A 20,930-nucleotide genomic window follows, 5' to 3' on the forward strand; every position below is an offset into this window, starting at 1 on the left:
CCCCGGCGGGCCGGACTCCCGCGGGGCCGGACTCCCGGCGCGCCCAGCGGAAAACGTGACAGCTCGACGGCCGGGTGAACGGCCATCGGCCATCGGGTGCTGTCGTCACGTGCCGGACGACCCGGTCGATAGGGTCGCACCCATGCCGAGCGTCTTCACCCGGATCATCAACGGCGAGCTTCCCGGTCGCATCGTCTACTCCGACGAGCATGTGGTGGCGTTCCTGACGATCGCGCCGATCCGGCCGGGACACACCCTGGTTGTTCCCCGCACCGAGATCGACCACTGGATCGATCTACCCGATGACCTCCAGACCGCGCTGTGGAGCGCCGCGGCGACGGTGGGCCGCGCCATCGACGCGGCCTTCCGACCTCGGCGGGTGGCCGCGCTCGTCGCCGGGCTGGAGGTCCCGCACGTCCACGTGCATCTCCTGCCGATCGAGGACGAGACGCAGATCGACTTCAGGCTCGCCGACCACAACCCCGACTCGGCCGAGCTCGATGCCGTGGCCGAGCGGATCCGCGCCGCCCTCGGCTGAGCCGGGTACCGGTCTGGCGCGGTTCTGGCGGTTTCAGGGGTTCTGGCGGTTTCAGCGGTTCGTAGGGGTGCGCGGCGGTCAGAGCTGGAACTTCGGCGGATCGACGGCGAACAGCGGTTCCCAGTTCAGGATGGCGTGCCCGGGCGGCGCATCGATGACGATGTTGCCCCGGACCCGTTGCCCGGCCTTGAGAGTCGACACCGACAGCCGTGGCGCGACGTTTTCGTAGCTGCCGTCGTACCGGGTGCCGTCGGAGGTCTGGATGTAGAAGTCGGACGGCGAGGCGGACGTCGACCCGCGGCTCACCTCGACCGTCACGTTAATGACGTAGTAGGCCCCCTGGGTGGGCGCGTCGCCGTACTGGGTCACCTTGCCGGTGGTGGAGCAGACGCTGTTGAGGGTGACCCTGGCTTCGAAGTCGCTGACCGAGGAGGTGGCCCGGCCGACGGCGGTGCCGGACCCGCCGATCGTCGCGGTGCCGGCCGCCGGCGCGTGCTGTGGCGTCACCGGAACGCAGTTCGGCACTCCGTTCGGGGCGGTCGCGTTCGGGGCGGTCGCGGTCGGGGCGGTCGCGGTCGCGGTCGCAGTGGTGTTCGGGAGGTCGGGCACGGTCACCGTCGGGGCCGGCGGGGAGGCGATCTCGGTGCCGTCACCGCCGCGCACCGCGAGGGCGATCACGACACCGAGCACGATGGCGGCGACCACGGCGAGGGGCACGATGATGAACAGCGGATTGGCCCGCTGCCGGGGCGGAGGCAGCGGGCTGCCCTGCTGCCAGCCGCCGGGCGGCGGGTAGCCCCCCGGGAGGTTGTGGTAAGCCCCCGGGGGGCTCTGGTAGGCGTCGGGAGCGCCCTGGTAGCCGACCGTCCCCGGGTATGGGGCACTCCCACCCTGGTAGGGCCCGGCAGCCGCGGCCGGGGGATGGTCCGGCTGTTGCCAGCCGCCCGGTTGTCCCCAGCCCTGCCGTTCGCCGGGCTGTCCCCACCCTGGCGCGGCGCCGGGGTGCTGTGGGGCGCCGGGGTGCTGTGGGGCGCCGGGGTGCTGTGGGGCGCCGGGGTGCTGTGGGGCGCCGGGGTGCTGCGGGCCGCCGGGCTGCCCGCCCCACTGCTGCCCACCCGGTTGTGGGGCGGTGCCTGGCCAGGCGAGGCGTGTCTCCTCCGAGTCGGGCTGGTTCGGCTGRCCGGGCTGGGGCGCTCCCCACGATGGGACCGGGGCCGCCGGGGGAGTAGAGGACGAACCGGAGGTGGGGGTGCTGCCGGCGTCCGCGGGCTGGTGCCAGGGATCACTCGGCTGCCTCCACGCCTCCTGGCTCCCGTCACCGCTGGGGGGCTGGTGAGGCGGGTTCTGGTCGGTCACGATGATCCTCTCAGGCGCAGCCAGGGCCGCGTTCGGAAGAAATCGAGCATAAGGGGCGCGCCTCGCGAGGCTACATAAGCCGACTTTCACCTAAGACAATGACCGCCCAGCCGTAGGCCGCGACGTACCGATCCGGCCGGTAGCGGCTGTGAGTGCCCTGAGCTCTCCCGATAAGCTGTACTGTCATCGTTCTCCCCATCGGCTCCGGAGTCCCGCGTGCCTTGCTGTCTGGCCGGTTGGACGAGCCGTTGGAGATACGGCCCGCCCAGTTTTTCCGTCGTGCGCGTGATGACGGACATTTCGTCGCCACCCTCGGGTTCGCCGCATGCGTGAGCCGCTTCCGGCGCCGGTGCGTGCGCATGTCGTCGAGTTCGCCGAGCGGACGCTGGCGGATCTTCCCGAGTCGCAGGTCCCGCCGTCGCTGGTCGCGGTGCGCCGCTTCAAGCCCTCCCGCCGTGTCCGCCAGGGGGCCGTCCCGCTGGCCGCGGCGGTGGACGGTGACGTGTTCCGCGGCCGGGTCGCCGAGTGGATCCACCGTCATCATCCCGAGCTTGTCGAAGCCGTCAGCTCGCCGKACGGACCGCCGCCCGCGGCGCCCCCCGAGAAGATCGCCGCGGTCGCGTACCTGCTGCGGGTCTCCGGCTGGCAGGAGCTGGTCCAGGTCGCCGCGGCGTCCACGTCGGAGGCGGCGGCCCGCAGCCAGGTTGACGAGGCCGGGCGGACGATACTGCGGCTCACCGAACAACTCGAGACGAGCAAGCGCATCGCCGCGGCCGAGCAGGAGGAACTGCGCGAGCAGCTGCAGGCGGCCCGGGCGGAGGCGGACGAGGCTCGCCGGCGGCTGCGCTCGTCCGCTGCCGGGATCCGGCAGGCCGAGCAGGCCACGCGGGAGGCCCTGACCGCGGCCGAGGCGGCCCGGAACGCCGCCCTGGCCGCCAGTCGGGATGCCGAGGCGGAGACCCGGCGGCTGCGCGGCCGGGTGGCGGAGCTGGAGAGCGCGCTCGCCTCCACCCGCCGGGACAGCCGCGAGTCCCGCAGCGTCGATGACGCCCGGTTGCGCGTTCTACTTGACACCCTGATCGCCTCGGCGCACGGCCTGCGACGCGAACTCGACCTCCCGACGATGGTCGCGAGGCCCGCGGATCTCATCGCTCGCGGCGGAGCCGGTCCGAGTAACGGCCCGCAGGCGTTCGTCGGGGCCCGCGGGCGGCCGGACGACGACCCCTCCCTGATCGACGAGGTGTTGGCCGTCCCCGGGGTCCATCTGATCATCGACGGGTACAACGTGACCAAGCGGGGCTACGGCCGCCTCACCCTGCAGGCCCAGCGTGAGCGGCTGCTGTCCGGACTCGGTGCGCTCGCGGGCCGCAATCCCGACAGCGAGGTCACGGTCGTCTTCGACGCCACCGCCGTCGTGGCCCGGCCGGTGGGTGTCGCCATGCCTCGGGGGGTGCGCGTGCTGTTCAGCCGGCCCGGGCAGCTCGCTGACGAGGAGATCGTCCGGCTGGCGCGGATGGAACCGGAAGGCCGCCCGGTCTTCGTCATCACCTCCGACCGGGAGGTCGCGGAGAACTGCGTCGCAGCCGGAGCCCGGGCGGTGCCCTCGGCCGCTCTGCTGGCCCGCCTCGACCGGTAGGGGATCCGCCGGGCGGGACTTTCGCCGGGCGGGACTTGTCCGCCGAGAATTGTCGGACCCTGGACTTACCGTCGGTGAAGTCGGGAGATCGGTGCTCGGATTGTTTGTCGTCGCCGACCTCCACCGGTTCGGATCCGGAAGGTGCGCACGATGCTGATCGACTGTGACTCCTGCACCGCCCGTGGTGTCAGGTGCGCCGGCTGCATGATGACCGTCCTGCTCCCGGCGTCGGGCCCGCCCGTCGGCTGGGACGCCGAGGAGCTCGAGGCATTGCGGTTGCTCGCCGACGCCGGTCTGCTGCCCCCGCTCGCCGACGTGCGGACGGCCCTGCTGGACCAGGCGCCGCGGCCGGACCAGACGCCGCGGCGTCGCCGCGCCGGCTAGCCCGCCCGGCCGGGGGATTCCGGCGCGGGCGTCGGTGGGGCCGTGGGAAAACGCGGTGGGACCGTGGGAGAATATGAGCGGATGCGCGTGCTGGCCGTCACGAACGATTTCCCGCCCCGTCCCGGCGGGATCCAGGCCTACGTGCACAACTTCGCCTCGCGGCTGCCCGAGGGCGAGATCGTCGTCTACGCCCCGGCCTGGAAGAACGCCGCCGCCTTCGACGCCGAACAGAACTTCCCGGTCGTGCGGCACACCACGTCGCTAATGCTGCCGACACCGGACGTCCTGCGCCGAGCCAGAGAGATCGCCCGGGCGGAGGGATGCGACACGATGTGGTTCGGCGCCGCGGCACCGCTCGGGCTGCTTGGAGCCCGGCTGCGCCGCGACACGGCCATGCGCAGGATGGTCGCGAGCACCCATGGTCACGAGGTCGGCTGGGCGGCGCTGCCGGGGGCGCGTCAGGCGTTGCACAGCATCGGCACCGCGGCCGACGTCATCACCTATCTGACCGACTACACCCGGGCCCGGATCCGGCCCGCCTTCGGCGGCCATCCCACCTTCGCCCGGCTGCCCAGCGGAGTCGACCCCTCGCTGTTCCATCCCGGTCACGGGCGCGAGGAGATGCGCCGGCGCCACGGGCTGACGGGCCGCCGGGTGGTGGTGTGCGTAAGCCGGCTGGTCGCCCGCAAGGGCCAGGACATGCTGATCAGGGCGCTGCCCATGGTACGGAGCCGCGTACCGGACGCCGCGCTGCTGATCGTCGGCGGCGGTCCCCGGCGGGGTGACCTTGAACGGCTCGCCCGGGAGAACGACGTCGCCGAGCATGTGATCATGACTGGTTCGGTGCCGTGGGAGGAACTGCCGGCGCACTATGCGGCGGGCGATGTGTTCGCGATGCCCTGCCGCTCCCGCCTCGCCGGCCTGGAGGTCGAGGGGCTCGGCATCGTCTTCCTCGAGGCGTCGGCGACCGGCCTGCCGGTGGTGGCCGGCCGCAGTGGGGGTTCCCCCGACGCCGTCCTGCACCAGCACACCGGCATCGTGATCGACGGTACCGATCTGGCGCAGGTCGTGACGACCATCGGTGATCTTCTTGCCGACCCCGACCGGGCGGCGTCGATGGGTGCCGCGGGGCGGGCGTGGGTCGAGCTGCGCTGGCGGTGGGACGTCCTCGCGCAGGACCTGCGCACGCTGCTCGCCGGCCCGGACGGTTAGCGCGGGGTAGCGTAGATGTCCTCCACCGCCTGGCTGAACCGGTCGAGCACCAGCGAGCGGCGCACCTTCAGGCTCGGGGTGAGCTCGCCGGTCTCCACCGTGAAGTCCTGCGGCAGGATCGCGAACTTCTTGATGCTCTCGGCATGCGACACTGTCGCGTTCGCGGCGTCGATCGCATTCTGGATCTCGGTGCGCAGGCCGGCGTCGTCGATCAGGTCGGCAACCGTCGCGCCGGCCGGCTTGYCCGCCGAGGACCGCCACCGGTCGAACGCCTCGGGATCGAGCGTGACGAGGGCGGCGACGAAGGGCCGCCGGTCCCCGATCAGCATCGCCTGGCTGACCAGGGGATGGGACTGGATGATGTGCTCCAGTGGCGCCGGTGCGATGTTCTTCCCACCGGCGGTGACCAGCAGCTCCTTCTTGCGGCCGGTGATCCGCAGGAAGCCGTCGGCGTCGAGGTCGCCGAGGTCGCCGGTGTGCAGGAAGCCCTCGGCGTCGAGCGCCTCCTTCGTCGCGAGCTCGTTGTTGCGGTAGCCGCGGAACAGCAGGGGACCGCGGATGAGGATCTCCCCGTCATCGGCGATGGCGATCGTCACGCCAGGAAAGGGCTGGCCGACGGTGCCCATGCGGACGTTGCCCGGCCGGTTCGCCGCGGCCGGCGCGCTGGTCTCGGTCAGACCGTAGCCTTCGAGCACCGTGAACCCGATCCCGCGGAAGAAGTGGCCGAGGCGTTCACCCAGCGGCGCCCCGCCGCTGACCGCGTAGCGGGCCCGCCCACCGAGCGCAGCCTGGAGCTTGCCGTAGACCAGCGCGGCGAACAGCCGGTGCCGCAGCCGCAGGAGCAGGCCGGGGCCGCCGCCGTCGAGAGCCCGGCTGTAGGCGACCGCGGTGTTCTCGGCGGCGTCGAAGATCCAACCCCTGCCCTCGGCGTGCGCCTTGTGGCGTGCCCCGGCGTGCACCTTCTCGAACACCCGGGGCACGGAGAGCAGGAAGGTCGGGCGTACCTTGGCGAGATCGGGCAGCAGGGTCCGCGAGTCCGGGGTGTAGGCGAGGGTGAACGCCCCCTGGACCACGCCCACTTGGAGCATGCGGGCGAAAACGTGCGCCAGCGGGAGGAACAGCAGTGTGGACGCACCGGGCGCGAACAGCTCGGGCAGCGTGGCGATGGCCGCCTCGGCGGTGAACAGCAGGGCGCGATGGGTGATCTCGCAGCCCTTCGGTTGGCCGGTGGTCCCCGAGGTGTAGATGATCRTCGCGAGGCTGTCGGCGTTGACGGACGCCCGGGCCGCCGTCAGCCGCTCCGGCGCGATGCCTGCGCCGTCCACGGCGAGACCGGCCAGCGCCCCGTGCTCGATGACGAGGACCTCCCGCAGCGCGGGGACGCCGTCGCGTATCTGTGCGACCCGCTCGGCGAGCTCGTCGTTTTCGACCACGAGAACCTCGACGCCGGCGTCCCGCAGGATCCACTCGATCTGGCCCGGGCTGGAGGTCTCGTAGATCGGCACGCAGACGGCTCCGGCCAGCCACGCCGCGTAGTCGACAATCGTCCACTCGAACCGGGTCCGGCTCGCCAGACCGACGCGGTCCCCGGGCCGCACCCCGCGGGCGATGAAGCCCCGGGCGGTGGCCACGACGTGATCGTGGAACTCGCGGACGGTCATGCCGACGAACTCGTCGTCGATCTTGTGTTGGATAAGCGTACTGTCCGGATGTGCCGCCGCGTTGCGGAACACGGCGTCCGTCAGGGTCGCATCGTCGGCGATGGTGACCAGGGGCGGGGAGGTGTACTCGCGCACTGCTACTCCTACCAGATGGCTTGTGCGCGCCGGAGGACGACGCCACGGAACAACGGAAGCACGGAACAACGGAAGAACGGAAGGCCAGGCCAGGGCATCAGACGTTAGCCTCCGGGCAGGCGGTTTGCGACCTTGCGGGGTGCAAAGGGTTCCCTTCGACGGTGTCCGGCCGGTGATCGTCGCCGGTGAGCGCGACCGCCGGGGATACGTCCTGAGATATGCCCGGGATCCGCACGGCATCCCTCATCGGCCGGATGGACCGTTCGAGTAGGGGCGACGGACCCCTGTCGGCGCCTAAGCTTCCAGCCATGCGGGTCCACGTGGTCAGCGACGTGCACGGGCGGGCGGATGCGCTGGCGGCGGCGGGCGAGGGGGCCRACGCGTTCGTGTGTCTGGGTGATCTCATCCTCTTCATCGACTACCACGATCACGGCCGGGGCATCATGGGCGACCTGTTCGGCGCCGAGGCCGTGGGTCGCATGATCGAGTTGCGTAACGCCCAGCGGTTCGACGAGGCCCGGGAATGGTCCCGGACGCTGTGGGCGAGCCTGGGCGGGGACCGTACGCAGATCGTGGAGGCGGCCATCCGCCGTCAGTACGAGGCGCTGTTCGCGGCGTTCCCGACCCCGACCTACCTGACCTTCGGCAACGTCGATCTGCCGCACCTGTATCCCGAGTACCTGCGCGACGGCGTCACCCTGCTGGACGGGCAGACCACCACGATCGGGGGGTTGCGGTTCGGCTTCGTCGGCGGGGGGCTACAGACCCCGATGCGCACCCCCTACGAGATTGACGACGACGCCTTCGCCGCCAAGGTCGCCGCGGTGGGCGAGGTCGACGTCCTGTGCTGCCACATCCCCCCGCACATCCCCGAGCTGGTCTACGACATCGAGGCACGCCGCTTCGAGCGCGGCAGTGTGGCGATCCTCGAAGCCATTCACGCGACCCGGCCGCGCTACGTGCTCTTCGGGCATGTGCACCAGCCGTTGACGGCCAGCCTGGAGATCGACGGCACACGCTGCGTGAACGTCGGACATTTCCATGCTCGGGGGACGCCCTTCGTTCTTGAGTGGTAGCCGGYCGCTCGGCCGGGCGCGCTCGGTGTTCCGGTAGCCTCAGGCGATCGGTCGGGGATTGTTCCCGGGCCCCGGAGAGATCCGGGTTGCCGGTGGGCCGGCGACGCCGTGCTCTTCAGCCGCGCTCGAAGAATGTGGAGGTGCTGTCTGCCATGGCGGACCACGCCCGATCGACGATCGTCATCAACGCCCGGCCCGCCGCGGTGATGGGGGCGATCGCCGACATCTCCGCGTATCCGACCTGGATCGGCCAGATCGAGGAGGCCGAGATCCTCGATGTGGGCCCGGACGGCCGTCCCCGGCGCGCCCGGTTTCGGATCAACGCCGTCGTCATCAAGGACGAGTTCGTCAACGAGTACACCTGGAAGGGCGATGATCAGGTCGTCTGGAGCATGGTCGAGGGCCAGGCGATGTCATCGCAGGACGGCAGCTACACCCTGCGCGACCTGGGTGACGGTAGCACCGAGGTGACCTACGACCTCACCGCCGAGACGAAGATCAAGATTCCTGGTCTGCTCCGGCGGAAGGTGCAGAGCGGCATCGTGGAGGCCGCTCTCAAGGACCTCAAGAAGTACGTCGAGAGCTGAGCGCACGTGCGGTGTGTGCTCTTCACGGGGAAGGGCGGCGGCGGTACCACCACGGTGGCGGCGGCGACCGCGATCCTCGCCGCCCAACGGGGTCACCGGACCCTCGTGCTGTCGGTCGACCCGGCCGCGGGGCTCGCCGGCGCGCTCGACCACCCGATCGGCGCCGAGCCGACCGAGCTTGAACCGGGGTTGCACGGCCAGCAGGTCGACCTGCGCCGCGCGGTCGAGACCCGGTGGCCGGCCGTACGCGAGGTGCTGGCGGGCACCTGGCCGGCCATCAACGTCGATCCGTTCGACCTGGAGGAGTTGGCCTTCCTGCCGGGGGCCGTCGAGACCCTGACGCTGCTCGAACTGCGCGACGGTCTCACCAGCGAGAACTACGACCTGGTGGTGGTCGACGGAGGCCCGGCGGCGGCGCTGGTGCGGCTGCTGGCCTTTCCCGAGACGCTGTCGTGGTACTGCCGCCGGCTGCTGCCGCCCGACGGTGCCTTCGCGCGCTGGCTGCGACCCGGTTTCGGCTGGGCGGCGGCGCTCGGCGGGCGGTGGAGCGCGCTGGCGGCCCCCGCCTACGACACCGTCTCCCGCCTGCACCGGGCGGCGGTCGACCTGCGCGCGATCCTCACCGACCACGCCACCACCAGCGTCCGGCTGGTGGCGACCCCCGAGAGCTCGGCGCTCGCCGCGGCCCGCGGCAGCTTTACGGCGCTGTCGCTGCACGGGTTCACTCTGGACGGCGTCGTCGTCAACCGGATCTTTCCGCCGGCGAACGCGGACGCCTGGCGGGCGGGGTGGGCCGCCGTTCACCGCGAGCAGCTCGCCGACATCACCGCGGCCTTCATGCCCACCCCGGTCCTCCCGGTCGGCTACCGGGCGGGCGAACCGATCGGCCTGGAGGAGCTGGCCGCTTTCGGCGCGGCGACCTACGGTGAGCTCGATCCGGGGAGTGTTCTCGGGGAGCCGCTCATCGGCCCGAGCGGCCAGCCGCGGGTGGAACGCACCGAGGACGGGTTCGCGCTGTCCTTCGGCCTGCCGTTCGTCGACAGTTCCCAGATCGATCTGGCCCGGCTGGGTGATGACCTGGTGGTGACCGTGGGGTCGTACCGGCGGGCTGTTCCGCTGCCCGCGGCGTTGCGTCGCTGCGACGTGAGCACCGCCCGGCTGCGTGACGACCGGCTGGTCGTCTCGTTCGTTCCGGACCCGCGGCAGTGGGTGCGGGTATGACCACGCAGCGGTCCACCCCGGGCCGGCCCGCCGGCGCTGGGCCCGACTTCACCACGCCTCCCCCCGGCACGCCTCCCCCCGACCCGTCCGCGTTGCCCGGCCGCGGGTCGCTCGCGGTCGAAGCCGCCCTGCTCGCTGACGCCCTGCGGGACTGGGCCGCCTCGCATCTGCCCCCCGGTCCCGCCGGGCATCCCGGTCCCGCCGCATCGTCGGCGGCGGGACCCGCTGCCGACGATGCGGCGGCGATGCCCGATCCCCAGGCGGATCCGGCGCCGGGACCCGCGGATCACACCTGGCCCTGCGCCGTGTGCCCACTGTGCCGGCTCCTGTCGAGCCTCGCTGGCGACCGCCCCGAGGTGGTTGGCCATCTCCTCGCGGCGGCCGGATCCCTGACCGCGGCGTTCCGCGCCGCCCTCGGTGCCGGTGGGGAGGGCGCTCCCGGGCCCGCCACGCCGCGACGGCGCGAGACGGCGCGCCCCGCATCCGGAGATCATCCATGGCCGGGGGACACCACCGGCACCCAACCAGCCACCGCGCTTAGACCCCGCGTGCAGAGGATCGATATCACGTGAGCATCGCTACTCCTGATAGTTCGAAGAACCTGGATATTCCGGGCAGCTTGACGGTTCCGCGCGCCGAGCGTGCCGGCGCGGCCCCCGGCCCGTTGCCGGCGGAGAACCGGATGGAGGGCCTGACGATCGGCATCGACGTTGGCGGGACGAAGGTCGCCGCCGGCGTCGTGGACGGTGCGGGGACGATCATCACTTCCCTGCGTCGGCCCACCCCGGGCCATTCGGCCGCCGAGGTCGCGGACACCATCGCCAGCGTCGTCGCGGAGCTCAGTGCCGACCACGCCGTGCGCGCGGTCGGCATCGGCGCGGCCGGGTGGGTCGACTCGGACCGGYCCCGCGTCCTGTTCGCACCGAACCTCGCCTGGCGCGACGAACCCCTGCGCGACGAGGTCGGGGGGCGCATCGGCCTGCCCGTCGTCGTGGAGAACGACGCCAACGCGATGGCCTGGGCGGAGTACCGTTTCGGGGCCGGCCGTGGCCGGCGTGACCTCGTCTGCCTGACGGTGGGAACCGGCATCGGCAGCGGCATCGTCCTGGGCGGTGAGCTCTACCGGGGCGCGTCCGGTATCGGCGCCGAGATGGGTCACATGCGGGTGGTACCCGACGGGTATCCGTGCGGTTGTGGTAACAGAGGGTGTTGGGAACAGTATGCGAGCGGGCGAGCGCTGGTCCGGCTGGCGAAGAACATCGCCACCGTGGATCCGAGTGCGGCCGTGCCCATGCTGGAGCATTGCGGCGGTGGCGTCGACGCGCTGACCGGCCCGGACGTCACCGAGGCGGCGCGCAAGGGGGACCCGGCGGCGATCAGGTGCTTCACCGAGATCGGCCACTGGCTCGGCGAGGGCATGGCGACRCTGGTCGCCGCGCTCGACCCGAACCGCTTCGTCATCGGCGGCGGCGTCTCCGACGCCGGCGAGCTGCTGCTCGGCCCGGCCCGGCAGAGCCTCCTGGCCGCTATGCCCGGGCGGGATTACCGTTCCGAGCCGGACATCGTCATCGCCGAGCTCGGATCCCAAGCGGGCCTCGTAGGCGCGGCCGACCTCGCCCGGTTCTGACCCGACCCCCACGGCGATCCCAGGAGGGTCGCCGAAGGCGATTCGGCGGAGACCCCGTACGGCGCCCTGTGACAGGGGTCCCCGCGTCGCGGCGAAGCCGCTACGCGGGGGAGGCCCGGTAGTCGGGTACCAGTTCGGCGGCGAGCTCCTCGAGGAACAGCCCGGTGTCGGCGACGACGCCGACCGCGTGCGCGCTGGTGCGTTCGATGAGGGCGTGCACCGTCGAGGGGTTGACGTCCACGCAGGCCACCGGGACCGAGGCCGGCAGGATGTTGCCGGTGGCCACGGAGTGCTGGGCGCTGGCGATCATGAGGGCGAACGCCACCCCCCGTAGCGCGGCGCGCATCGCCCGCTGGCCTGCCAGGACGTCGGTGTGGACGTCGGGCAGCGGGCCTTCGTCGCGGACCGATCCGACGAGCACGAAGGTCTTGTTGGCCTTGACCATCGCGTGCATGATCCCCTGGGTGAGCACGCCGGACTCCACGGCGGCCCGGATGGATCCCTCCCGGCGGATCGTGTTGACCGCGCGGATGTGCTGCTCGCTGCCGCGCTGCACCCGGCCGCTGCGCAGCGGCCCGAGCCCCAGCGGCGATCCGTAGAGGGCAGCCTCCACGTCGAGTGTCGCCAGCGCGTTGCCGGCGAACAGCACGTCGACATAGCCAGCCCCGACGAGGGCGACCARCGCCGGCCCGGCTCCGGTGCTCACCACCGCCTGACCCGCCACCCAGAGCACCTGCGAGCCCTCGGCCTTCACCTCGCGGATCTGGCGGGCGATCGCCCGGACCAGGACCGCCTGCGGCTGGGTGGAGCTCGGCAGCGGGGCGGCCAGGGATTCGTACTCCTCGTAGATCCGGCTGGAATGGGYGGTGACCGGCAGGACGACCTTCACCCCGTCCACGCCGCACACGATCATGTCTCCCGCGCGCACGTCGGTGACCGGTACCGTTCGCACCCGGCCGTGCGAGACCACCAGGCCGCAGTCCATCTCGGGATGCTCCACCGGCACCCACTGGCCGTCGAGGTGGACGACGGTCTCCAGATTGGTGGTGGAGTAGAAGTCCGGGGGGAAGACGCCGTCGCGGTCGGCCGGCTCRCACCGGGCCGTGCCAGACTCGATCTTGTTCACGCCRTGGACCTGGATCCRCATCAGAATGCGCATGAGCTGACTCGGTGAGTCGGCCCCCACCGTGATGACCGCGTGGGACTCGTCATCGTGGCTGCRCCCCAGGTCGATACGAACGACCCGATAGTCACCGCCATAGTCCAGCACGTCATCGAGAACCCGGGCCAGCACGCCCGTATCCATGAGATGTCCGTGGACTTCGACCTTTTCGTGATATTGCACGCCCCACGCCCTTCCATCTCGGTGCCGGTACGACGGCTGCCACGCCGCGCTCAGACCACCGCGCCGTCGTCGGGGCCGTCGAAGTCCGTGGGCGGACGGTCTCCCATCCGCGCGACCAGCGTGCCGACCCCGCCGAGGATCAGCAGAACCCCGGCGACGTTCTGGGTTCGGGACTGGTTGAAGTCGATCAGGTCCGGAACGACGAGGAACATCACACCGAGGGCGATCGAACCGAGCGCCCAGCGTGTCACGGGCCTGATCCGTGGCAGCGGTGGCGGGGGTGGCGGCTCGTAGTGCTCGCCGTCCGGGTCCAGATCCGGATCCGGATCCAGATCCGGGTCGTCCAGACCCTCCGGGAGCTGGCCGGAACCCGGCAGATCGCCGAGGTCGACGACGAGGTCCTCGGTGCCGCCGCGTCCCCGTCGGCCGCCCTCGCCGCCCGCGGACGGGAACGGCAACTGGTCGAGCCCGGGTTCGGTCCGGTCCTCCGACACGGGCGGAGCAGCCGGCTCGAACGGCGGACGTAGGATGATCACAGTGGGGCGGCGGGTGTCGTCCAGATCCTCCGCAGCCGGCCACCGGTGGGATTCGGGCTCCTCGTCGAAGCGCGCGATGAGTTCGAAGAACGCGGCGTCGTCGGCTTTCTGGGAGCGCGGGGAGGGCCGCGGTGCGTCGCCCCCCGCGGTTGTCGCGGATCCGTCGCTGTCGCCGTCGAGACCGCCGCCACCCCGGCCGGCCGTGGGCGCGGCACCGGGCGTGGATCCGCCGCCGGTCGGCTCCTCGCGGTTCGCGGAGGTGCCACCGCCACCGGCGGGGGCGCCGCCCGGCCCGCCGAGGGGAGCCCCCTCGGGCGCGGCGCCGTCCGCCGGCGAGGGCCGGTGCTCGCCGGGTCCTGAACCCGGTGACCGCTCAGTCATCGCCGCAGGGCGCGTCGGGCACGAGCGCGCGTGGCGCGTGCCGCCGGACGAATTCCAGACTTCCGTCGAAGATCGTTTCTCGGTCGTTGTCGAGCGTCGCGACGTGGTAACTGTTCTCCAACAGTCGTTCTTCGGCCGGGGCGCGCAGCCCGGCCAGCAGAATCGCGCCGGAGCTGGCTTCCACCACATGGTCGACGACGCTGCGGTAGGTGAGGACCGGACAGACGATCCGACCGAGCTCCGGCCGGGTCACCGCCCACAGTTGGCGCAGCGACGCGAACGGGCGCAGGGGTACCCGGTCGTAACCGACCTCGGGCACGCCCTCGGCCTTCAYGTCGCCAGCCACGCCAGGCACGGCGGGGATCACCCGGCTCAGCAGCGGGGCGAACGCCGCGTGCCACCGGTCGGTGGTGAGGCTGGGATTCACCGTGACGAGGCCGGCGAGGTCCCCGCCGTGCTGCTCGGCCAGCCGCAGGGCCAGGGTCCCGCCCATCGACAGCCCCATGACGAAGACCTGCTCGCAGGTGGTCCGCAGCCGCAGAAACGCGGTCTCCGCCGTAGCGTACCAGTCCGGCCAGGTAGTGGGCACCATGTCCTGCCAGCGGGTGCCATGRCCGGGCAGCAGCGGGCACGAGACTGTCAGTCCGACTGCGGAGAGGTACTCGCCCCAGGGCCGCATGCTGCCCGGGGAGCCGGTGAACCCGTGGACCAGCAGCACGCCGACCGACCCACCCTCGAACTCGAACGGTTCCGCGCCCGGGAGGACGGCCGCACCGGTGACACCCGCCATCGTGATCCGCCCTTCGTGCCTCGCGCGCCCGCCCGTATGCCGCGATGCGGGTCCGGCGACGCGCGGAGGGAAAACGCCGGTAAACGCATGCTCGCACGGTCCGCGGGCTGAGGCCACGGTCGTGCGTGTCTCACTCGCTGCGCAACATCGCTGCGCAACATCGCTGCGCAGAAGCCGCCGGACGGAAAGTCTCCGCCTGATGATATCGGTGATGGGTGGCCACGCGCGCGGGACATCGGGATCGAGGCGCGGTCCGCGGGGGGTTGGGGGCCCGCCGTCAGGTTTCCTGGCCGGCACCGGAGAATGACACGCCGAGCGGGGTAGACCCCGTTCGGTGGACGTCGTGATGACCTCTCCTTAGGCTCGAACAAGCCCATCATCCTGGCGACCCGGCCCTGGGCGACCCGGCGCGGTGGGGTCGCAAGGATCGTCGGGGTCTCCGTGGCGGACCCCGACGAGGCCGCGGGTCGTGGACCGGCGGCGTGCGCCCCGGTGCCCGACCGGCCGGTCGGTTCGTGGGAGGTTCGGGCCAGGTGTGATCGGCGTCGGCGGATGAAGACGGGCGACTGGCCACGGGCGCCCCCGGCGGGCCGTCGTCGTGCGGCGGTGACCAGGTGGGAGCTGTCTTGTTCTACTGGGTGGTCAAGGTATTCCTGACACCTGTCCTGCGACTGTTCTGGCGTCCCTGGGTCGAGGGGGCGGAGAACATCCCCCTGGAGGGGCCCGCGATCCTCGCCGGCAACCATCTCTCCTTCCTGGACCACCTCTTCCTGTCGCTGGTCGTCCCCCGCCGTGTCACCTACCTGGCGAAGAGCGACTACTTCACCGAGGCGGGCGTCAAGGGGTGGTTCAAGCGGGTGTTCTTCAGCGGCGTCGGCCAGATCCCGATCGATCGCAGCGGCGGCAAGGCGAGCGAGGGCGCGTTGCGCTCGGGGGTCCGGGTGCTCCGCCAGGGCCGCCTGCTCGGGATCTATCCGGAGGGCACCCGATCCCCGGACGGCCGGCTCTACCGCGGCAAGGTCGGTGTCGCGCGCTTGGCGCTGGAGGCCGGGGTCCCGGTCATCCCCGTGGCGATGATCGGGACTTTCGAGGTTCAGCCGCCGGGCCAGCTGGTGCCGAAGATCCGTCGGGTCGGCATCCGCATCGGCCGCCCGCTCGACTTCAGCCGCTACGCGGCCATGGCAGATGATCGTTTCGTCCTGCGCTCGGTCACCGACGAGATCATGTACGAGCTGATGGCCCTGTCCGGCCAGGAGTACGTGGACCTGTACGCGAAGCGGGCCAAGGAGGAGCTCGCGGCCGCCCGGGCACAGGCGGCTGCCGGGGCGGCCGCGGCGTCTACTGGCACGGCATCGGTCTCCCCGGCGTCCACCGGCACAGCGCCGGGTTCCCCTGGGGCGGCGACGCCGGCTCGGTCTCCGGATCAGCTCGGGCTGCCGGTCACGGCGCCGGCGAACCCACGTGCCACCAAAGACCGGATCGACCGGGCGGTCTGACCCGTTTGCGGTGGGCACGGCAGGATGGTCCGGTGTGTGGTGACAGCGTTCCTGGCTGGACGGCGATCGGTCGGCGTCGCGGCGGCTTCGAACATCCCCGGCGATTCCCGGGACGGCGTCCACTTCTGGTCGCGCTCGGCCTGATCGTCGGCTGCCTCGCGGGAACGGGCCCGGTGCCCGGGGCCTCGGCGGCCGGTTCCCCCGCTGGACCCGCCGCACCTGCTGGACCCGTTGGACCGTCCGTGGGCGCTGCCCCGGCCGATACGATCGGTCGCTCGGGAACGTATCTTAYGGACAGTGATCGCCGGGTGGTCGTCCTGCATGGAATCACGGTGCCGGCCGGGGTGACGCCCACCGCCGGGGACATCGACACCTGGGTCGGCTTCGGATTTACCGGGGTGCGCCTGGCGGTCCCGATGGCCAGCGGCGGCCGCTTCCCGGCGACCTCCGGTGGGCCGGTCCTCGACGGTGCCGGCGCGGCGACCACGCCCGCCGACCCCGGACTCGACCAGGCCGCCGCCCTCACCCGCATGTTCACCGACCGCGGGTTGCGGGTCACGCTGCGGATCGTGCCCTCCTCGGCGGGCTACGTGCCCTCCGTCGCCGGCCTCGCCGCGGGGCTCGAACGGTTGGCGACGCGGTTCCGCGATGTGCCGGGCCTGCTCGGCTACGAGGTGCCCGATGGTGGTGGCGGCGGTGCGGGTCTCGTTGCGGCGGTGGCCGCGCATGACGGCGCGCACCTGCTGTGGCGGGAGCGGCCTGCCCCGTTCGACGCCGCATCGACGGTGGCGGTCAATGATCCGACCGGATACCTGGTCGGCTGGAAGGACGGGTCGGCGGTCAGTGTCCGCGGTCTCGTCGCCTCCGCCGACGCGTTCGGCCTGAGCTGGTTCTACGACGTCCCGAGCCCGACCGGGGGCACGGTGGGCACCGCCGCGCCCGTCGGGCTCGGCGGCGCCGAACGCCGGGCGCCCGCCCCGCCCGCGGACATCGTCCGCCCCTACCCCGTGGCCATCGCCGGGGTACCGGAGGTGTTGCGCTTCGACGCGTCGCGGGTGCTGACGGTGGCCTATCGGACCGCGCCGTCGGCCGGGCCGCCCCTCGCTGCCGGCACGGCGACCGCGATCAGCGTGCCGGCCTGGTCCTATCCGACGGGCTACCAGGTGCAGGTCACCGGGGCGCGGGTGACGTCCGCGCCCGGGGCGGGTCTGCTCTGCCTCGTCAGTGATCCCGGCGCCGCCCGGGTCGAGGTCCGGGTCTCTCCGGCGACCGGTCCCGCGGTGACTCCGCCGTCCGTCGCGGGTTCGGCCGGCTGCCGCGCGACGCCGGCGATCGTCCCGGCGGGAGGGCGGTCGCCGGGACCGGACGGTCCGCGGGTGGCGGCGTCCGGGGATGACGCCACGGAGGAGTACTCCGGGCCGCTGCTGTGGCTGCTGCCGTTGGTCGGTGCCGCCTTGGCGGCGCTGCTGCTCGGGGCCTTGCTGCGCCCGTGGCGCCGGCGCTCGGGCCCCGGCCCGGGGTGGTCCGCGGTCGAGCGGCCGACCATGGCGGACACCTCGGCCGGAGGAGACTGAGCCGGTGGGAACCCGCTTCTTTTACGACACCGAGTTCATCGAACGCGCCGACACCGGTCATCACTGGCTCGATCTGGTCAGCGTCGGAATCGTCAGCGAGGACGGCACACAGCGGTACTATGCCGTGTCGACCGAGTTCGACCCGTCGTGGGCTGTGCCCTGGGTCCGTCGCAACGTCCTCGACCAGCTGCCGTCGCCATCGGACGAGGCGTGGAAGCCGCGGGCCCGAATCCGCGACGAGGTCGCCGCGCTGTTGACCGCGGGCGGTGCCCCCGAGCTGTGGGCCTGGTACGGGGCCTATGACCACGTGGTGCTCTGCCAGCTCTTCGGCACGATGACCGCCCTGCCCGCCCAGCTGCCCCGCTTCACCCGGGACCTGCGTCAGCTGTGGGAGGAAGTGGGCCGGCCGGTTCTTCCCGCACCGCCGCCCAACGCCCACGATGCGCTCGCCGACGCCTTGCACAACCTCGCCCGGTGGCGGGTTCTCGCCCCGCTGCGCGCCCAGGTCGCCGCCGTGTCGAACCCATCCCGATGAGTCGATGACGTGGCCGTGGCGGCCTCGTCATTGCCACGCCACGTGACCGCGCTGTTGTCCTGAAGTGTGGCTCTCCCGCTACGCTGCCGCCGGAGAAAGCGGTGTACGGTCGACGAGAGGACTCGGGATGAGGATCGGCGTACTGACCGGCGGCGGCGACTGCCCGGGACTCAACGCGGTGATCCGGGCCGTCGTGCGCAAGGGAGAGAGCGTCTACGGCCACAGCTTTGTCGGGTACCGGGACGGCTGGCGAGGGCCGCTGACCGGCGAGACGGTCCCCTTGGACRTCGCGGCCGTGCGGGGGATCCTCCCGCGTGGCGGCACGATCCTCGGCTCCAGCCGCACCAATCCCTACGCCGCCGTGGACGGGCCGGCGCTGGTGCGCGAGCACCTCGCCGCAGCCGAGGTGGACGCGCTCATCGCGATCGGCGGGGAGGACACCCTGGGGGTGGCCGCCCAACTACACGCCGAGGGACTGCCCGTGGTCGGAGTGCCCAAGACCATCGACAACGACCTCTCCGCGACGGACTACACCTTCGGTTTCGACACCGCGGTCAACATCGCCACGGAGGCGATCGACCGGCTGCACACCACCGCGGAAAGCCATCACCGGGTGTTGATCGTTGAGGTCATGGGCCGTCATGCCGGGTGGATCGCTCTGCACAGCGGCATGGCGGGGGGAGCCAACGTCATTCTCATCCCRGAGCGGCCGTTCGACTTCGACAAGGTGTGCGCCTTCGTCGAAGCCCGGTTCGCCACCCACTACGCGCCGATCATCGTCGCGGCCGAGGGTGCCGTCCCGATCACGGGTACCCTGGTCGCCAGGGAGGGTGAGGTCGATGCCTTCGGGCATGTCCGCCTGCAGGGCATCGGGGCGGTCCTGGAGACCGAGATCCGCGCCCGCACCGGTCGTGACGCGCGCGCGACGGTACTCGGGCATCTGCAGCGCGGCGGCACGCCCACGGCCTTCGATCGATGGCTCGCGACGCGTTTCGGACTGCACGCCGTCGACGCCGTGCACGAAGGCGACTTCGGGGTGATGGTCGCCCTGCACGGCACCCGCATCGACCGGGTTCCGCTGCAGGATGCGACCCGCGAGCTCAAGACGGTGCCCGAGGAGCTCTACCACGAGGCCGAGATCTTCTTCGGCTGACCGGGGGAGGGGCGGGCCGTCGGGCCGGATCCGCTCCGGGAACCGATCCCGGTCCGGGAACCGATCCCGGTCCGGGAACCGATCCCGGTCCGGGAACCGATCCCGCTCCAGGATCTGATTTCGGTCCAGGATCCGGTCCCGATTCGGGAGCCAGGGCCGGGTGCCGAGTTCCGGGCGGATGTCTGTCCAAGGGAAGACGCCGATTCCCGGGAAGATGTCGGGCGATGGTGACCGCTCGAGCTCGACCTGGGCCGTACCCTGGTGTGGTGAGCGTACTGGATCTCTGGCGGACCCTTCCGGCCAAGCAGCAGCCGTCCTGGCCCGACCCGGCAGAGTTGAGAGCCGCCCATGACCAGCTTGCGGCCCTCCCCCCGCTGGTCACCGCGCCCGAGATCCGGTCCCTGACCGACCGTCTCGCGCTGGTCGCTCGGGGCGAGGCGTTCCTGTTGCAGGGCGGTGACTGYGCCGAGACCTTCGTGGCGAACACCGCCGACAAGATTCGGGACAAGGTCAAGACGCTGCTGCAGATGGCGGTCGTCCTCACCTATGGCGCGAGCACGCCGGTGGTGAAGGTCGCCCGCATCGCCGGGCAGTACGCCAAGCCGCGGTCCGCGGACATCGAGGCCAGCACCGGGCTGCCCTCCTACCGGGGCGACGCCGTCAACGACATCGCGCCCACGGCCGCCGCGCGGCAGCCCGATCCGATGCGGATGGTCGCCGCCTACCACCAGAGCGCAGTCGCGCTGAACCTCGTGCGGGCCTTCGCCACCGGAGGTTTCGCCGACCTGTCGAAGGTCCACGAGTGGAACAAGGCGTTCGTGCGGGATTCCGCGGCGGGTCGCCGCTACGAGGTGATGGCGACGGACATCGAGCGTGCCCTCGCCTTCATGGCCGCCTGCGGCATCGACCTCGATCGGACCGCCGCGCTGACCGGGGTCGAGCTGTTCACGAGTCACGAGGGCCTCCTGCTGGAGTACGAGCGTGCCCTGACCCGGATCGAGGACGCCACCGGCGACCCGTACGACCTGTCCGCCCACATGATCTGGATCGGCGAGCGGACCCGGGACCTCGACGGTGCCCACGTCGACCTGCTGTCCCGGGTGGGCAATCCGATCGGCTGCAAGATCGGGCCGAAGGCTGGCCCGGACGAGGTCCTCGAGCTTGYCGAGCGGCTCAACCCCGACCATGTCCCCGGCCGGCTCACCCTGATCTCCCGGATGGGGGCAAAGCGGGTCCGGGACACGCTGCCCCCGATCATCGAGAAGGTCAACGCCGCCGGGCCGCCAGTGGTGTGGTCGTGCGATCCGATGCACGGCAACACCCGTGACGTGGGCGGCGTCAAGACGCGCCACTTCGACGATGTCCTCGACGAGGTCTTCGGCTTCTTCGAGGTCCACAAGGCGTTGGGCACCCACCCCGGTGGCCTGCACATCGAGCTGACCGGGGAGAACGTCACCGAGTGYCTCGGTGGGGCCGAACTCATCGGGGAAGACGACCTCGGCGGCCGTTACGAGACCGCCTGCGACCCCCGTCTGAACACCGGGCAGGCGCTGGAACTGGCCTTCCTCGTCGCCGAGATGCTGCAGAACACGCGGGGAGAACGCGGCGCGCCGTGGCCCTCGTGAGCTGGACTTGTCTTCCGCACGTGCGTGCGTGCGATGAGCCAGCTGCTTGATCTCTTGTTCGG

General features: G+C 71.7%; 19 protein-coding genes. 14 read left to right on the forward strand and 5 right to left on the reverse strand.

The annotated features are described in order from the left end of the window. Nucleotides 1–142: 142 nt before the first annotated feature. Nucleotides 143–538: an HIT family protein gene (locus CcI156_RS15860; RefSeq protein WP_011437487.1), complete on the forward strand. Its 396-nt coding sequence runs from the start codon at nt 143–145 to the stop codon at nt 536–538. 78 nt (nt 539–616) lie between these two features. Here CcI156_RS15860 and CcI156_RS15865 read toward each other — a convergent pair whose 3' ends face one another. Beyond that, a complete protein-coding gene (locus CcI156_RS15865; protein ID WP_023841259.1) occupies nt 617–1,894 on the reverse strand; it encodes a DUF4352 domain-containing protein in 1,278 nt (425 codons plus the stop codon). 325 nt (nt 1,895–2,219) lie between these two features. Here CcI156_RS15865 and CcI156_RS15870 point away from each other — a divergent pair, with 325 nt between their 5' ends. The 3 genes from CcI156_RS15870 (at nt 2,220) to CcI156_RS15880 (ending at nt 5,126) form a co-directional block, all read left to right on the forward strand. Beyond that, nucleotides 2,220–3,530 (forward strand): NYN domain-containing protein, encoded by a 1,311-nt coding sequence (locus CcI156_RS15870; protein WP_076806535.1) that lies wholly within the window; start codon nt 2,220–2,222, stop codon nt 3,528–3,530. Nucleotides 3,531–3,680: 150 nt separating this feature from the next. Further along, a complete protein-coding gene (locus CcI156_RS15875; protein WP_011437484.1) occupies nt 3,681–3,914 on the forward strand; it encodes a hypothetical protein in 234 nt (77 codons plus the stop codon). 81 nt (nt 3,915–3,995) lie between these two features. Continuing rightward, a complete protein-coding gene (locus CcI156_RS15880; protein WP_035731677.1) occupies nt 3,996–5,126 on the forward strand; it encodes a glycosyltransferase family 4 protein in 1,131 nt (376 codons plus the stop codon). Here CcI156_RS15880 and CcI156_RS15885 read toward each other — a convergent pair. After that, a complete protein-coding gene (locus CcI156_RS15885) occupies nt 5,123–6,922 on the reverse strand; it encodes a long-chain fatty acid--CoA ligase (protein ID WP_076806537.1) in 1,800 nt (599 codons plus the stop codon). The two genes, CcI156_RS15880 and CcI156_RS15885, sit on opposite strands and share 4 nt — an antisense overlap. Nucleotides 6,923–7,230: 308 nt before the next feature. Here CcI156_RS15885 and CcI156_RS15890 point away from each other — a divergent pair, with 308 nt between their 5' ends. The 5 genes from CcI156_RS15890 (at nt 7,231) to CcI156_RS15910 (ending at nt 11,433) form a co-directional block, all read left to right on the forward strand. Beyond that, nucleotides 7,231–7,998 (forward strand): metallophosphoesterase, encoded by a 768-nt coding sequence (locus tag CcI156_RS15890; protein ID WP_076806539.1) that lies wholly within the window; start codon nt 7,231–7,233, stop codon nt 7,996–7,998. Between the two features lie 152 nt (nt 7,999–8,150). Next, complete coding sequence (locus CcI156_RS15895) at nt 8,151–8,585, forward strand: SRPBCC family protein (protein WP_011437480.1); 435 nt, start codon at nt 8,151–8,153, stop codon at nt 8,583–8,585. A 6-nt stretch (nt 8,586–8,591) separates the two neighbouring features. Further along, on the forward strand, nt 8,592–9,806 hold the full coding sequence (locus tag CcI156_RS15900) for an ArsA family ATPase (protein ID WP_011437479.1): 1,215 nt from the start codon (nt 8,592–8,594) through the stop codon (nt 9,804–9,806). After that, on the forward strand, nt 9,803–10,378 hold the full coding sequence (locus tag CcI156_RS15905) for a hypothetical protein (protein WP_011437478.1): 576 nt from the start codon (nt 9,803–9,805) through the stop codon (nt 10,376–10,378). Before CcI156_RS15900 ends, CcI156_RS15905 begins: the two co-directional genes overlap by 4 nt. Next, nucleotides 10,375–11,433, forward strand: coding sequence for an ROK family glucokinase (locus tag CcI156_RS15910; RefSeq protein ID WP_083718587.1), 1,059 nt, complete (start codon nt 10,375–10,377; stop codon nt 11,431–11,433). The genes CcI156_RS15905 and CcI156_RS15910 overlap by 4 nt, the downstream gene beginning before the upstream one ends. Nucleotides 11,434–11,533: 100 nt before the next feature. On the opposite strand, the gene CcI156_RS15915 is transcribed toward CcI156_RS15910, so the two are convergent. From CcI156_RS15915 to CcI156_RS15925, 3 genes are read right to left on the reverse strand one after another with little or no spacing between them, the layout of a single operon-like run. Beyond that, nucleotides 11,534–12,778 (reverse strand): hypothetical protein, encoded by a 1,245-nt coding sequence (locus tag CcI156_RS15915; RefSeq protein WP_076806542.1) that lies wholly within the window; start codon nt 12,776–12,778, stop codon nt 11,534–11,536. Between the two features lie 50 nt (nt 12,779–12,828). Then, a complete protein-coding gene (locus tag CcI156_RS24990; RefSeq protein ID WP_011437475.1) occupies nt 12,829–13,695 on the reverse strand; it encodes a hypothetical protein in 867 nt (288 codons plus the stop codon). Further along, nucleotides 13,688–14,485 carry a carboxylesterase gene (locus CcI156_RS15925; RefSeq protein ID WP_076806544.1) on the reverse strand — a complete coding sequence of 266 codons (798 nt, stop codon included), beginning with the start codon at nt 14,483–14,485 and terminating at the stop codon, nt 13,688–13,690. Before CcI156_RS15925 ends, CcI156_RS24990 begins: the two co-directional genes overlap by 8 nt. 614 nt (nt 14,486–15,099) lie before the next feature. Between CcI156_RS15925 and CcI156_RS15930 the strand changes: the two genes are divergently transcribed. From CcI156_RS15930 to CcI156_RS15950, 5 genes are all read left to right on the forward strand, one after another. Further along, complete coding sequence (locus tag CcI156_RS15930; protein WP_011437473.1) at nt 15,100–15,981, forward strand: 1-acyl-sn-glycerol-3-phosphate acyltransferase; 882 nt, start codon at nt 15,100–15,102, stop codon at nt 15,979–15,981. Nucleotides 15,982–16,289: 308 nt separating this feature from the next. Next, a complete protein-coding gene (locus tag CcI156_RS15935) occupies nt 16,290–17,555 on the forward strand; it encodes a hypothetical protein (protein ID WP_108913565.1) in 1,266 nt (421 codons plus the stop codon). A 4-nt stretch (nt 17,556–17,559) separates the two neighbouring features. After that, nucleotides 17,560–18,090: a polyadenylate-specific 3'-exoribonuclease AS gene (locus CcI156_RS15940; RefSeq protein ID WP_011437471.1), complete on the forward strand. Its 531-nt coding sequence runs from the start codon at nt 17,560–17,562 to the stop codon at nt 18,088–18,090. Between the two features lie 127 nt (nt 18,091–18,217). Continuing rightward, the gene (locus CcI156_RS15945; RefSeq protein WP_076806546.1) at nt 18,218–19,243 is read left to right on the forward strand and encodes a 6-phosphofructokinase; all 1,026 of its coding nucleotides are present in this window, start codon (nt 18,218–18,220) and stop codon (nt 19,241–19,243) included. A gap of 224 nt (nt 19,244–19,467) precedes the next feature. Then, the gene (locus CcI156_RS15950; protein WP_076806548.1) at nt 19,468–20,868 is read left to right on the forward strand and encodes a class II 3-deoxy-7-phosphoheptulonate synthase; all 1,401 of its coding nucleotides are present in this window, start codon (nt 19,468–19,470) and stop codon (nt 20,866–20,868) included. Nucleotides 20,869–20,930 lie beyond the last annotated feature (62 nt).

The organism is Frankia sp. CcI156, from assembly GCF_001983015.1.
Taxonomy (GTDB): Bacteria; Actinomycetota; Actinomycetes; order Frankiales; family Frankiaceae; genus Frankia; species Frankia casuarinae.

Bases quoted from the DNA above. Each gene is read 5' to 3' on its own strand.
- CcI156_RS15860 (WP_011437487.1), top strand. From the start codon at position 143: ATGCCGAGCGTCTTCACCCGGATCATCAACGGCGAGCTTCCCGGTCGC.
- CcI156_RS15875 (WP_011437484.1), top strand. From the start codon at position 3,681: ATGCTGATCGACTGTGACTCCTGCACCGCCCGTGGTGTCAGGTGCGCC.
- CcI156_RS15880 (WP_035731677.1), top strand. From the start codon at position 3,996: ATGCGCGTGCTGGCCGTCACGAACGATTTCCCGCCCCGTCCCGGCGGG.
- CcI156_RS15895 (WP_011437480.1), top strand. From the start codon at position 8,151: ATGGCGGACCACGCCCGATCGACGATCGTCATCAACGCCCGGCCCGCC.
- CcI156_RS15905 (WP_011437478.1), top strand. From the start codon at position 9,803: ATGACCACGCAGCGGTCCACCCCGGGCCGGCCCGCCGGCGCTGGGCCC.
- CcI156_RS24990 (WP_011437475.1), bottom strand. From the start codon at position 13,695: ATGACTGAGCGGTCACCGGGTTCAGGACCCGGCGAGCACCGGCCCTCG.